A 12,525-nucleotide genomic window follows, 5' to 3' on the forward strand; every position below is an offset into this window, starting at 1 on the left:
TAGGCACTCTTGTGAGCCGGCACCGTAAGTGCTAGCTTACTGTTCGTGGGAACTTACGAATGGCAGTCTGACGTCTGGGACGCGATGGGTGATCCCACCCGCCGCGCCATCATGGAGCGGCTCGCCGAGCATCCCAGTCCGGTAGGGGAACTCGCCGAGCAGCTGCCGGTCAGCCGTCCGGCTGTTTCCCAGCACCTGAAAGTGCTCAAGGAGACCGGTCTTGTCAGCGACGAGACGGTCGGCACCCGGCGCGTCTATCGCCTCAATCCCGTTGGCGTTCAGGCACTGCGCGACCAGCTCGACATGTTCTGGAATCGCGCACTCGCCAACTACGAATCGGTCGTTGAAGAAAAAGCTGAAGAAAAAGAGGAGAAATGACTTTGGCAGCAGATTCCGTGGTCCGGAAGGTGATCACGGTCGAGGCTCCCGTGGAACGGGCGTTCAAGGTCTTCACCGAGCGTTTCGACGAGATCAAGCCGCACGAGCACAACCTGCTCCCGGTGCCGATCGCCGAGACGGTCTTCGAGCCACGGGTCGGCGGGCACGTCTACGACCGTGGCGTGGATGGCAGCGAGTGCCGCTGGGCGCGCGTGCTTGCCTTCGAGCCGCCGCATCGCCTCGTGTTCAGCTGGGACATCGGCACCACCTGGCAGGTCGAGCCAGACCTCGCAAACGCGAGCGAAGTCGAGGTTCGCTTCGTGGCGGAGGGTCCGCATCGCACGCGGGTCGAGCTCGAGCATCGCCACCTTGACCGTCACGGCCCCGGCTGGGAGGACCTGTACGCGGGCGTCGACAACGACGGCGGATGGCCGCTCTACCTCGCGCGCTATGCCGCGCTTTTGGCTGGCTGAGCGAGAGGCAGCCAGGCACACGTCCTAGGCGTGCTCGGCCTCGTACCGGACCTTGATGGCGCCGCGCTTGATCTTCACGTCGAGGATCCGCACGTTCGTCAGGTCCGCCAGAGACCGCACGTGGGTCCCGCCGCAGGGCTCGGCATTGACGCCCTCGATGGTGACGGTCCGGTGGCCGGTTTCGTCCACGGCGGCAGTGACGGCACCTCGGCTGGCGAGGGCTTGGTCCATCCCCGTCTGCAGCTCGGCCCGCACGGCCTCGCGCAGTTCGGGGCTCGCGAGCTCGTCCTCGTGGCCCTCGGGGTCGAAGTCGAGCCGAGCCTGCCCCGGGAAGTGGCTGTGCCCCGAGTGCCGCCACCCGCGCGCCTCGCCAAGGGCACCGAGGATGTGGCCGGCCGTGTGGAGGGCAGCATGGAGACGACGCTTCTCGGCGTCCACAGAACAGCGGACGGCAGCACCTACCGCGAGCGGGGCCGCCGAGAGGGCGTCTCCGGTCAGGATCACGAGGCCATCGTCGCTGCGCTCCGGGGCGACGCGAACGCCGTCGACCGTTCCCTCGTCTGACGGCTGACCGCCGCCCTTGGGATGGAAGATGTTCGGTGAGACGGCGATCCAGGGTGAGGCGCCGCCGTCGTCCGCGGTCTCGCCGGACGCAACGACGTAGGCCTCAGTGTCGGTGAGGTACGTGTCGCCGTAGTAGGCCTGCTCCTGCGCGGGGCGCGCGGGGGAGGAAGGTGCGTCAGCCACGCCAGCGAAGCGTCATGAGGAAGCCTGCGATGGCTACGCCGAACCCCACGAGGATGTTCCAGTTGCCCAGCGCCGGCACGGGGTAGAGCCCCTGGGTCACGTAGAAGACGATGATCCACAGCAGGCCCACCACCATGAGCCCGAACATGAGGTACTTGTACCACTGGGGCGTGGGGCCCGCGGCCTTCTGGGGGCGCTGCTTCTTCTTGGCCTTGTTCCGCGCCCTGGCGGCCTTGTTCTTGGTGAGCGCCTTGTCTGCGCTCTTGGAAGCGCGCGCAGTGGTTTCGGGCTTGTCCGGGGAATCGGGCACTGGTCCTCCTCGGGGCCGGCTTCCGCTCTGCCGGGACCCGCTTGGTATCCTGCAAGCACCGCCGACGCGCCGGGGTGCCGCTGGGCTGGCTGATCACTGGTTCTGACAGCCAAGTCTAGCCGTCCCAGCCTGCCGGCCCACCCACTCCCACGATTGGCCGAACCGCAATGACCACCCGCATCCTCGTCATCGACAACTACGACTCGTTCGTCTACACCCTGGTGGGCTATCTCCAGCAGCTCGGCGCCGAGACCACCGTGGTGAGGAACGACGACGTCTCCCTCGCCGAGGCCATCGAGCTCGCCGAGGCACGCGACGGCGTCCTCATCTCTCCCGGACCCGGCAATCCGGGCGAGGCGGGCGTCTGCATCGAACTCATCAAGTGGTGCGGCGACGCCGGAAAGCCCATGCTCGGGGTATGCCTTGGCCATCAGGCCCTTGCCGAGGCCTACGGCGGCAAGGTCACGCATGCTCCCGAGCTCATGCACGGCAAGACCTCCCTCGTGGAGCACGAGGGCAAGGGCGTCTTCGCCGGACTCAAGTCGCCGTTCACCGCCACGCGCTACCACTCCCTCGCGGCTGTCGCGGACTCGATTCCGGAGGTCCTCGAGGTCACGGCGCATACGCACTCGGGCGTCATCATGGGGCTCCAGCACAAGAGCGCCCCGCTCAGCGGCGTGCAGTTCCACCCAGAGAGCGTGCTCACCGAGGGCGGCTACCAGATGCTCGGAAACTGGCTCGAGTCACTCGGCCTCGAGGGCGCAGCGGAGAAGGCCTCCACCTTGAGCCCGCTCATCCACGCCCAGTGAATTCACAGCTCCGCGGCGCACTCGGCGGACTTACACTGGGGGCCTTACGGCGTTAAGACAATGCGTCCGAGGAGGCCCCCCATGGTCGATATTCCAAGAATGATCGCTGCCCTGCAGCCCGCGGAACTAGAGACCTTGAGGTCCCGAGGGCGCGGGCAGATCCTCGATGCCGGGCTTGTCGCCGCGATCGACGCGGCTGCGGGCGGCCCCGGTGAGGGGCGCGGCTACTACGTGGTGAACGGCCCGTTGTGGCCCGTGGAGAACCGCGAGTACCACCTGAGGTCCGACGTGGCCGCGGCGATCTTCGATTCCCAGCGGCTCAGCTAGCCGCCGCCACCGTTGCCGTTCCCGCCCTTCTTGTCGGAAGGGCCTGGGTTGGGCGCCGAGGGGCTTGAGGAGGACGACGACGGTGCCGGCGCCGGCGGCGCGGGCGGAGCCACCGCCATCGTGAGGACGACGGTGCCGCCCTGATCGACGGTTCCGTCCGGGGGCACGCTCTGGTCCACGATGGTGCCCGGCGCGACGGCGCTCGTGGCGACCTGGTTGACCTGCACGCCCAGCTTGAGGTCGGCGAGGGCCGCCTTCGCCTCGTCCACGCTGCGCCCGCGGAGATCGGGAACCGCGACCTTGCCGGTGGAGACCGTCAGGACCACCTGAGAGCCGATCGCCACCGTCTGCCCCACGCCGGGGGACACGGTGATGACGTGGCCGAACGGGACGGTTGCGCTGTTGGCGGTCTTCGACTGGTCCGCGGGGACGAGGCCGAGTGAGCGGAGGAGGTCCCGAGCGCCCGCCTCGGTGTTGCCGATGAGGCTCTGGGGGATCACCGCGGAGGACGGGCCGCTCGAGATCTCGATGACGATCTTCGCGTTCTTCTCCAGCTGCGAACCCATCGACGGGATCGTGTCGATGGCATGGCCTTTGGCCACGTCCGCACTCGGCTTCTGAGCGAATTCGGGCTGGAGGCCCAGCTGGGTGAGCTTCGCGAACGCGTCGGTGTCCTTGAGGTTCGCGACGTTCGGGACGCTGACGTAGACGATCGCGGGCGGCTGCGTAAGGTAGCTGTAGAGCCAATAGCCGCCGCCGCCGAGGACCAGGAGCGCGATCACCAGGAAGATGGCGATGCCGCCCCGATGCCTCCGCCGGCGTTCCTCTGGCTCGTCGTCGTCGAATGCGAGGAAGTGGTCGGCATCCTGCGCCGGCACGAGTGGGATCTCGCCCGTGTCGCCCAGATGAGGCGACGGCGGCTGCGCGCTGTCCGCGGCCAGCCCGCCCCCGGCGGCGGCGAGGGCCAGTGCCTCGGTGTGCTCGGCGTCGTCCATAGCGGCGGTGGGAAGCGCTCGTCCCGCGCCGGCCGCGCGCAGCGCGCGGCGGAACGCGCCCGCGTCCTGGAAGCGGCGTGCGGGGTCCTTCTGGAGCGCCCTGTCGAGGACGCTCTGCACGGCATCCGTGACTGCGGGATTGAACTCCTGGGCCTTCGGGGCCTCGACCTGGACGTGCTGATACGCGACCGAGACCGGCGACTCGCCGACGAAAGGCGGCCGGCCGGTGAGGAGCTCGTAGAGGAGGCATCCCGTGGAGTACAGGTCGCTCCGCGCGTCAACCGTCTGCCCCTGTGCCTGCTCAGGGGAAAGGTATTGGGCGGTTCCGACCACGGCCTGCGTCTGGGTCATGGTCGCACCGGACTCCGCGACAGCACGCGCGATGCCGAAGTCCATGACCTTGACGCCGCTCGTCTCGTCGTCGCACACCATGACGTTTGCCGGCTTGATGTCCCGGTGGACGATCCCTGCGCGATGGCTGTACTCGAGCGCAGACAGAACGCCCTGGACGTATTCGAGGGCCTTGTCCTGCGGGATCGGGCCCTCGCGGACCAGCTCGCGCAGGGTCCGTCCGGTCACGAGCTCCATGACCATGAACGGCACTTCTACGGACGCCGGGTTGAGCGGGTCGGCCGACCGCTCGCCCGTGTCGTACACCGCCACGATGTTCGGGTGGTTGAGCGCCGCCACGGCCTGCGCCTCGCGTTCGAAGCGCACCCGCAGCTGCCGGTCGCGACCCATGTCCGGGCGGAGCATCTTGACGGCCACGGTCCGGCCGAGCCGCGTGTCCTGCGCCTCGAAGACATCCGCCATGCCACCGCGCCCCAGAAGCCGTCCGAGCACATAACGGCCCGAGAGGACGACGGGCTGGGGCATCGGCTCGTCCTCTCGTTCCAGGGGCGTGTGGGTGGGCTGCGTCATGACCTCGTATTTCCCGGCTGAAGGGACTGTTAGTCCAGTGTGGCCCTACTTGGTGGCCGAAGGTGTGGAGGTCGGTCCTGTTGAGGGTGTCGCGGGCTGAGTGCGGGTTGGCGTGGGCGTGGGAGTGGGCTGCGGAACCACCGCGTAGGTGACGGTGATGGTCGTTCCGACGGGAACGCGGCCGGTCGGGCTCACGGTCAGGACGGCGCCCTGGAAACCCTGCGACTGCTGGACGGGGGCGAGCTGAACCTGAAGGCCCAGGGCCTCGAGCTGCTGCTGAACCAGTGCGTAGTTCTGCCCCACGTAGTCCCCGGCCACGACGTTGACCGTCCGGGTGGTGGGCGTGGGAGTGGGGGTGGGCGTCGGCGTCGCGCTCGACTGGGTCGCCGTGGGGCTGGGGGGCGCGGACGATGCCGTGGGCAGCGGAGCCGGCGAGAACAGGCCGGAGTTGCTCAGCCAGACTCCGAGGAGCACGAAGAGCAGGAGCAGCACGAGCGCCACGAGCGGCCACGTGAGCGCATTGCGCTTCTTGCGGTTGCGGGGCGGGACGGGGCTGACTTCGTCCTCTTCGTTGACTGGCGCGTACCATGGCGAGTCCCCGCCCGGGTGATCGCCTTCGACGGCGCTGACGTCGTCGTCGGCCGCGGACATCACGGGAAGCGCGGCGGTGGCCGGCGACGCAGCGTGCGCGGCCTGAGCGCCCGCTGCCGCGGCACCCAGCGCACCCCCGGCCGCAGCACCGCCGACGACGGCGGTCGGCGCCGTGTCCTGCCGTCTCACCGGCTGGGTGATCGCCTCGGTGGAGTCGTCGTGGAGGAGCATGGCAGGCACGGCCGCATGGGCTGCGCGGATGTCGCCGCGACGGATCGCCTCGGCCGCCTCGGCGAACTTGATGGCGTTCGCCGGACGATTGCGGGGGTCCTTCGAGAGCATCGACATGAGCAGGGCCCGCACGGGGGCGGGGATCTGCTCGGGAAGGGGCGGCGGGGCGTCGTTCACCTGGGCGAGCGCGATCGCGATCTGGCTCTCCCCCGAGAAGGGACGGTGCCCCGTGAGGCACTCGTAGCCGATCACGCCTAGCGAGTAGATGTCGCTCGAGCCCGTGGCCTGCTGGCCCGTGGCCTGCTCGGGCGCGAGGTATTGAGCCGTTCCCATGACCTGGCCCGTCTGGGTGAGCGGCACCTGGTCCGCGAGGCGCGCAATGCCGAAGTCGGTGACCTTGACGCGGTTGTCCGGCGTGATGAGCAGGTTGCCCGGCTTCACGTCGCGGTGGACGAGGCCCCGAGCGTGCGCGACGGCGAGGGCGCGCGCGGTCTGCGCCATGATGTTGAGCGTCCGGTCGGGGGAGAGGACCTTCTCCCGCTCGAGGATGGAGCTGAGCGGCTCGCCGGGGACGAGCTCCATGACGAGGTATGCCGACCCGCTGTCCTCGCCGTAGTCGAAGACGTTCGCGATGCCGTTGTGGTTGAGCAGGGCGGTGTGGCGTGCCTCGTTGCGGAAGCGTTCGAGGAAGCCGGGATCGCCCGCGTACTCCTCCTTGAGGATCTTGATGGCGACGTTCCGCCCCAGCACCTCATCGCGCGCGTTCCACACCTCGCCCATGCCGCCGATGGCGATACGGCTGTCCAGGTGGTACCTGCCGCCCAAGGTGATGCCCGACGTGGGTCTCACTTCTTCAACACCGCCTCAAAGATCTTGCTCGCGCTCGGACTGGTCAGTTTGGCGCCTGTCAGGACGTCGACGCCTTCCATCACCACGGTCACCTGCACCTGCGGGTTGTCCGCGGGTGCGAATCCGGTGAACCACGAATTGTTCAGGCCGCTCGTCCCGAGCTCGGCCGTTCCGGTCTTGCCGGCCACCTGCACGCCGGGAACGGCGGCGCCCTTCGCGATTCCATTCGAGACCACCTGCGTCATCCAGTCGGTGATCTGGCCGGCGATCGCCGGGGTGGTGGACGTGCGGAGCACCTCGGGCTTGGGCTCGTCGATGATCCGCAGATCCGGGGCCCGCACGGTCTTGATGAGCGAGGGCTTCATCTGCACGCCGCCGTTCGCGATCGCGTCCGTCATGAGCGCGATCTGCAGGGGCGAGGCCTTCGTGTTGAACTGCCCGATCGATGCCTGGGCGAGTTGCGCCTGGTCGAGGTTGGTGGGCCAGACGCCCGACTGGTAGTCGAGGTGCAGGAGGTTGCCCGCGTCCTGCCCGAAGCCGTACGCCGCGGCCTGCTTGCCGATGGCGTCCTGCCCGAGGTCAAGCGCGATCGACGCGAACGGCGTGTTGCAGGACTGCTCGAGCGCAAAGGCGAAGCTCGCCTCGTTCTGCGTGTAGCAGTTGCCTCCCGCGTAGTTCGGCAGCGTCGCGCTGCTGCCCGGAAGCGGCATCTGGGCGGGGTTGGGCAGGACGCTGTCCTTGTTGTACTTGCCGGAGGCGAGAGCGGCGGTCGTGTCCACGAGCTTGAACACGGAACCGGGAGCCAGGAGCGCGCCCGTTGGCCCGCTCACGCTCTGGTTCAGGTTGATGCCCGGCACGCCCTGGAGCTTGGTCATCGCAGCCTGGGCGGCAGCCTGATCGTGCGTGGCGATCTGGTTGGGGTCGTAGCTGGGCTTCGAGACCATCGCGATGATGGCCCCCGTCTTCGGGTTCGTGACCACGATCGAGCCGCGCATGCCGTCCGGGATGAGGCTGTAGGCGAGTTGCTGGATCGCCGGATCGATGGTGAGCTCCACCGAGGCGCCCTGCGGCTGCTGGCCGAGGAACAGCTGCTTGATCCGGTCGAGGAGGAGCTGATCCGAGGTTCCGGTCAGCGTTGCGTTCATGCTCTTCTCGAGCCCGGTTGAGCCGAAGATGTTGGAGTAGTAGCCCGTGAGCCCGGCGTAGAGGTCCGGCTTCAGGTACTGCCGCTGGTATTTGCAGCTCTCAGAGCCGCTCGCCACCGATTGGACGATCGGCTGGCCCGCCACCACGATCGTGCCGCGGTCCTGGCAGAAGGTCTGGAGGATCGCCCGGTTGTTCCACTGGTTGGACGCGAGCTCGTCGGCACCGATCACCTGGACGTAGCTGATCGAGCCCAAGATGAGGGCGAACATGGCGGCGATGGCCACCCACGCATGCCTGATGGCCTGGTTCACTGCTTCTTCACCGCCTGGGTCAGGGTCGTCTCCGCTGCCGTCTGCTTTCGCAGCGAGGACGTCGTTGCCGGGTTGGGGGCCTCCTCAGGCTGCAGGGGAGTGGTGTCGAGCGGGCGCCGCGCCGCGTTCGAGATCACGAGCATGAGCGCGATGATGATCCAGTTTGCGAGGAGCGATGAGCCGCCGGCCGCGAGGAACGGCGTCGTGAGGCCCGTCAGGGGGATGAGCCGGGTGACGCCGCCGATGACGACGAAGCACTGGAGGCCGATTCCCGCGGACAGGCCGCACGCAAGGAGCTTCCCGAAGGCGTCCCGGGCGCCGATCGCGGCACGCATGCCACGCGTCACGAGGAGCGCGTACAGCATGACGATGGCGAACAGCCCCACGAGGCCGAGTTCCTCGCCGAATGCAGCGATGATCATGTCCGAATGCGCGAACGGCACGAGGTCCGGGCGTCCCTGGCCCAGGCCGGTCCCAATGATCCCGCCGTTGGCCATCCCGAACAGGCCTTGGACGATCTGATAGCTGCCGCCGAACTGGCGGCCGAAGACATCTGGATCGAACGCGTTGAGCCAGCCATCGATGCGGAGGCGGATGTGCGGGAAGATGATGCTCGCGGCCATGGCCCCGCCGAACATGAGCAGGATGCCGAGGAGGGCCCAGCTCGCGCGGCTCGTGGCGACGTAGATCATCGAGATGAAGATCCCGAAGAAGAGGATCGACATGCCGAGGTCGTGCTGGAAGATCAGGATCCCGATGCTTGCGAGCCAGGCGATGATCATGGGGCCCAGATCCCGGAAGCGCGGCAGTTGCAGCTTCCCGATCCTGCGGCCGGCGAGCAGGATGAGGTCCCGGTTCGTCGAGAGGTAGCCCGCGAAGAAGATGCCGATCGTGATCTTGGCGACCTCGCCCGGCTGGAACGTGGCCGAGCCGAATTTGATCCAGACCTGCGCACCGTTGATGTCGCCCGCCGTGACTCCCGGGACGAGCGGGAGCACCAGAAGGACGGCGCTCAGAATGAGCGAGATGTAGGTGAACCGCCGGAGCGTCCTGTGGTCCTTGAGAACCCAGATGACGACGGCGGCAAGAGCCATCCCGATGACGGTCCAGCGAGCCTGGGCGTTCCCGTAGTCGGTGTCCGGTGTGTCCAGCCGGTGGATCATCGCGAGCCCGAGCCCATTGAGCGTCACGACGATCGGAAGGATGACCGGATCGGCATACTTCGCCCGGAAGCGCAAAGAGATATGCAGCGCGAGGGATGCTGCGGCCAGGATGCCCGACTCCATCCAGAAGTCGTTGCTGAGCGCGGCACCTTCGTTGATGGCCGTCATGGCGTTTGCCCCGCACCCGACCAGGAGAGCCAGGATCAGCAGGACGAGTTCGATGTTGCGCCGTGGGCGCACGGCCTCGACTGCGCTCACTGTTGTCCTCCCAGGCACGGATTGGTGGGCGATGGGCTTGCCGAGGGCCGCCCCGATGCGCTTGCCGATGCCGATGGCGGGGGAACGGCGCTCGGCGATGCAGAGCCTGAGGGCCTGGCCGAGGCAGAGGCGGACGACGACGGTGAGCTGAGGCAGCTTTCGGGGTTGCTTCGGATCGCAGCCACAATATCCTCTGCCTCCGACAGGCTGTTCGCCGCGATGCCGGCGCGCAGTCTCTGCTGCTGGAAGTCGGGCAGCGAGCTGAGGGTGATCTCCGTGGTGGCGTGCACCTTGGAGAGGGAAATCGGCCCGAGGGTCTGGGAAACGCCGTTGAAGATCGCGACTCGGTTCTCGAACGCGCCGACGTAGTAGCGCGTCTGGGTCCAGGCGTAGCCGAACCACAGCCCGAGGACAACCACGAGGGCAATGACGAGGGCGACCGCGATCTTGATCCAGCGGCGCAGTCGCTGACGGCCTGTGTCCTGCTCGACCTCTGCCTCCTCGACCTCGACTTCGTCCGAGGCGCGATGCGTCAGGAGTGCAGCGGCGCGGCGCGCGGCCGTTCGGCTCGCGACGGACGGCAGGGAACCGCTCTCGGCGGCGGCCGCGGCAGCGCCGACAAGCTCATGGGGCCGGCTGTCGAGCTCGCGGCGGAGCACCTCGGCGGAAAGATGGGCGCCGAGGTTCGGGTCGGTGGGAACTTCGCGGCGCCCCCCGGCCTCAGAGGCTTCGGGTCCGTCGTCGGCCCCAGCGGAAGGCGCGGGCTCCGCCTCGGCGGAGGCGCCGTCGTCGTTCGTCTCGTCCTCGGGCTCCGCCTTGGCGGTGGGCGACTCCGCACGGGCTGCCGACGTGACGGGAGTGCGCGCGGCGGCGGAAGCGGTGACAGTCGCAGCGGCCGCGGGAGCGGCGGGGGGCTCCTCGTCGACGGCGGCGTCAGCGGCGATCACGTCGGCCACGATGACGGTGACGTTGTCCGGTGCGCCAGCGGCAAGGGTGAGGCTGATGAGCCGGTCCGCGCACTCGCCCGGGTCTTCGACGTCCCGGACCGTCTGCTCGACAATAGCGTGGGGAACGTAGTTGAGGCCGTCCGAGCAGAGCAGCCACCGCTCGCCCTCTTCCACGTCGAAGGACGTCAGATCGAGTTCCGGGCTCGCGTCCACATCGCCGAGGACGCGCATGAGCACGTTCTTGTGCGGGTGGGTCTCCGCCTCCTCGGGGCGCAGGCGCCCCTCGTTGATGAGCCGCTGCACGAACGTGTGGTCCACGCTCATCTGCTCGAACCTGGTGCCTCGGAGGCGATAGGCGCGCGAATCTCCAATGTGCGCGAAGGCGAGCTTCGAGCCGTTGAGGAGGATCGCCGTGACGGTGGTGCCCATCCCCGCGAGCTTGGGATTCGTGGCCACGAGCTCCGAGAGCAGAGAGTTCGCGGTCTGGATCTCGTCGGCGAGCACCGTCCCTGCCTCGCCGGTGTCGCCATAGCCGCCATGGTCCAGATGCACGAGGTCCAGGACCGTCGACGCGCTGGCAACATCCCCGCCGGCGTGCCCGCCCATGCCGTCCGCCACGACGGCGAGATGACGGCCGGCGTAGGCCGAGTCGTCGTTCTTGGAGCGCAGTCGGCCCACATCGGACCGGGCTGCGTACCGGAGGATCAGCTGGGTGTCCGGCAAGATCAGGGCCTCAGCTCGATCACGGTCTTGCCGATCCGGATCGGCACGTTGAGCTCCACGGGCTGCGCGCGGGTGAGCTGGCGGTCAGCGAGGTAGGTGCCGTTGGTGGAGCCGAGGTCCTCGATGAACCAGCGGCTCCCCTGCGGGAAGAGGCGCGCGTGGCGGCCGGACGCGTAGTCGTCTTCGAGGACCAGCGTGGCCTCCTGCGCACGGCCCAGAAGCACGGGGCTCTCGCCGAGAGGCATGGTCGTTCCCGCAAGGGGACCCTCGACGACCACGAGCTGGTTCGCGTGCTGGCGCGGCGGCGGCTCGGCGAGGGCCGGGTTCTTGCGGACCTCGCGCGCCGAGGGTGCTCCGGTCTTGTTGCGGCGCCCCACGGCGAGGTCGCGGCGCATGGCGGCGACGATGCTGAAGACGAGCACCCACATGAGCACCAGGAAGCCCAGGCGGAGGACGGTGAGCGTCAGTTCGTTCACGCAGGTCCTCCCAGAGGTGCCGGCAGCATGCGGAACACAATACGGGTGCGTCCCATGGAGATCGTGGAGCCGTCGAGGAGTTCGGCGGAGCCGTTCACGCGTTCGCCGTTGACGTAGCTGCCATTGGTCGAGCCGAGGTCCACGGCGTACACGTGGCCCTGATTCCGCCGGATCTCCAGGTGCCGACGTGAAACGCCCGTGTCGTCCACCACGATGTCGGCCTCCGAGGACCGGCCGAGGACGATTGAGTCTGCGTTGATCGAGTACCGCTGGCCGTCGATCTCGAGGACCGGATGCGTGCGGACCGGCTGCTGAAGCTGTGCGCCGCCGGGGAACCGGTTCGGTGCGGAGGGCACGCGGGGCGGGGCCGGCGGCATGGGGCGGCGGGGGACGCTCGGCTGGGCAGGAGCCGGAGCCTGCGACTTCTCCGAGCGCGCGGTGACCTCGAAGACCCCGGCCTTGAGCCCGCCGTCGTGCTTGAAGGAAAAGCGGACTGGTCCCTGAAGCGTGTAGCCCTGGGAGCGGGCGTGCTTGACGGCGACGTCGCACAGCTCCTCCGCGAGGGCCTGACCCCACTGCTGGACGCGGGCGAAATCGTCATCGCCCAGGCGGGCCTCGAAAACGTTGGGCGCCAGAGTGCGGCCCTGCGAAATGGCAATGGCCTGATCGTCCATGACTCGGCGCAGGCGGCTGGCGATCTCGACGGGCTGAACCTGGGCATTGCCCCTCGAGAAGACGCCATGTACGGCCTTCTCGATACCGAGCTCGAGGCGGTCGAGCAGTCCCATGGCCGTCCTCCTCTCTCGGCTAGCCATCCGGCGGGGGTGCGCGGCACATTCGTGCGATGCTCCTTCCGATACTACTGGCCCG

Annotated in this window: 13 protein-coding genes; 4 read left to right on the forward strand and 9 right to left on the reverse strand. The window is 68.3% G+C overall.

Features of this window, described 5'->3' with window-relative positions; genetic code table 11:
- Positions 1 to 45: 45 nt before the first annotated feature.
- Both E5679_RS14450 and E5679_RS14455 read left to right on the forward strand, forming a co-directional pair.
- A complete protein-coding gene (locus E5679_RS14450; protein WP_171042399.1) occupies positions 46 to 378 on the forward strand; it encodes an ArsR/SmtB family transcription factor in 333 nt (110 codons plus the stop codon).
- Complete coding sequence (locus E5679_RS14455) at positions 375 to 851, forward strand: SRPBCC family protein (protein ID WP_138417086.1); 477 nt, start codon at positions 375 to 377, stop codon at positions 849 to 851. The genes E5679_RS14450 and E5679_RS14455 overlap by 4 nt, the downstream gene beginning before the upstream one ends.
- Positions 852 to 875: 24 nt before the next feature.
- On the opposite strand, the gene E5679_RS14460 is transcribed toward E5679_RS14455, so the two are convergent.
- Positions 876 to 1,598 (reverse strand): alanyl-tRNA editing protein, encoded by a 723-nt coding sequence (locus tag E5679_RS14460; protein ID WP_138417088.1) that lies wholly within the window; start codon positions 1,596 to 1,598, stop codon positions 876 to 878.
- Positions 1,591 to 1,908, reverse strand: a complete 318-nt coding sequence (locus E5679_RS14465; protein WP_138417090.1) for a cell division protein CrgA — start codon at positions 1,906 to 1,908, stop codon at positions 1,591 to 1,593. The genes E5679_RS14460 and E5679_RS14465 overlap by 8 nt, the downstream gene beginning before the upstream one ends.
- A gap of 167 nt (positions 1,909 to 2,075) precedes the next feature.
- Here E5679_RS14465 and E5679_RS14470 point away from each other — a divergent pair, with 167 nt between their 5' ends.
- Together E5679_RS14470 and E5679_RS14475 are read left to right on the forward strand one after the other, a co-directional pair.
- Entirely contained in the window at positions 2,076 to 2,717 is a 642-nt protein-coding gene (locus tag E5679_RS14470; protein ID WP_138417092.1) for an aminodeoxychorismate/anthranilate synthase component II, read from the forward strand.
- Positions 2,718 to 2,798: 81 nt separating this feature from the next.
- Positions 2,799 to 3,044 carry a hypothetical protein gene (locus E5679_RS14475; protein WP_138417094.1) on the forward strand — a complete coding sequence of 82 codons (246 nt, stop codon included), beginning with the start codon at positions 2,799 to 2,801 and terminating at the stop codon, positions 3,042 to 3,044.
- Here the strand turns inward: E5679_RS14475 and pknB are convergent.
- From pknB to E5679_RS14510, 7 genes are read right to left on the reverse strand one after another with little or no spacing between them, the layout of a single operon-like run.
- Positions 3,041 to 4,960 carry a Stk1 family PASTA domain-containing Ser/Thr kinase gene (gene pknB, locus E5679_RS14480; RefSeq protein WP_138417096.1) on the reverse strand — a complete coding sequence of 640 codons (1,920 nt, stop codon included), beginning with the start codon at positions 4,958 to 4,960 and terminating at the stop codon, positions 3,041 to 3,043. The genes E5679_RS14475 and pknB overlap by 4 nt on opposite strands.
- Positions 4,961 to 5,005: 45 nt before the next feature.
- On the reverse strand, positions 5,006 to 6,631 hold the full coding sequence (locus tag E5679_RS14485) for a serine/threonine-protein kinase (RefSeq protein WP_138417098.1): 1,626 nt from the start codon (positions 6,629 to 6,631) through the stop codon (positions 5,006 to 5,008).
- The gene (locus tag E5679_RS14490) at positions 6,628 to 8,088 is read right to left on the reverse strand and encodes a penicillin-binding transpeptidase domain-containing protein (protein WP_138417100.1); all 1,461 of its coding nucleotides are present in this window, start codon (positions 8,086 to 8,088) and stop codon (positions 6,628 to 6,630) included. The genes E5679_RS14485 and E5679_RS14490 overlap by 4 nt, the downstream gene beginning before the upstream one ends.
- Positions 8,085 to 9,509: an FtsW/RodA/SpoVE family cell cycle protein gene (locus E5679_RS14495; RefSeq protein ID WP_249336153.1), complete on the reverse strand. Its 1,425-nt coding sequence runs from the start codon at positions 9,507 to 9,509 to the stop codon at positions 8,085 to 8,087. Before E5679_RS14495 ends, E5679_RS14490 begins: the two co-directional genes overlap by 4 nt.
- A complete protein-coding gene (locus E5679_RS14500) occupies positions 9,506 to 11,179 on the reverse strand; it encodes a PP2C family protein-serine/threonine phosphatase (RefSeq protein WP_249336154.1) in 1,674 nt (557 codons plus the stop codon). The genes E5679_RS14495 and E5679_RS14500 overlap by 4 nt, the downstream gene beginning before the upstream one ends.
- Before the next feature lie 2 nt (positions 11,180 to 11,181).
- Complete coding sequence (locus E5679_RS14505) at positions 11,182 to 11,655, reverse strand: FHA domain-containing protein FhaB/FipA (protein ID WP_138417104.1); 474 nt, start codon at positions 11,653 to 11,655, stop codon at positions 11,182 to 11,184.
- Complete coding sequence (locus tag E5679_RS14510) at positions 11,652 to 12,443, reverse strand: FhaA domain-containing protein (protein WP_138417106.1); 792 nt, start codon at positions 12,441 to 12,443, stop codon at positions 11,652 to 11,654. Before E5679_RS14510 ends, E5679_RS14505 begins: the two co-directional genes overlap by 4 nt.
- Between the last annotated feature and the right edge of the window lie 82 nt (positions 12,444 to 12,525).

This window comes from Sinomonas gamaensis (genome assembly GCF_005876955.1).
Lineage (GTDB): Bacteria > Actinomycetota > Actinomycetes > Actinomycetales > Micrococcaceae > Sinomonas > Sinomonas gamaensis.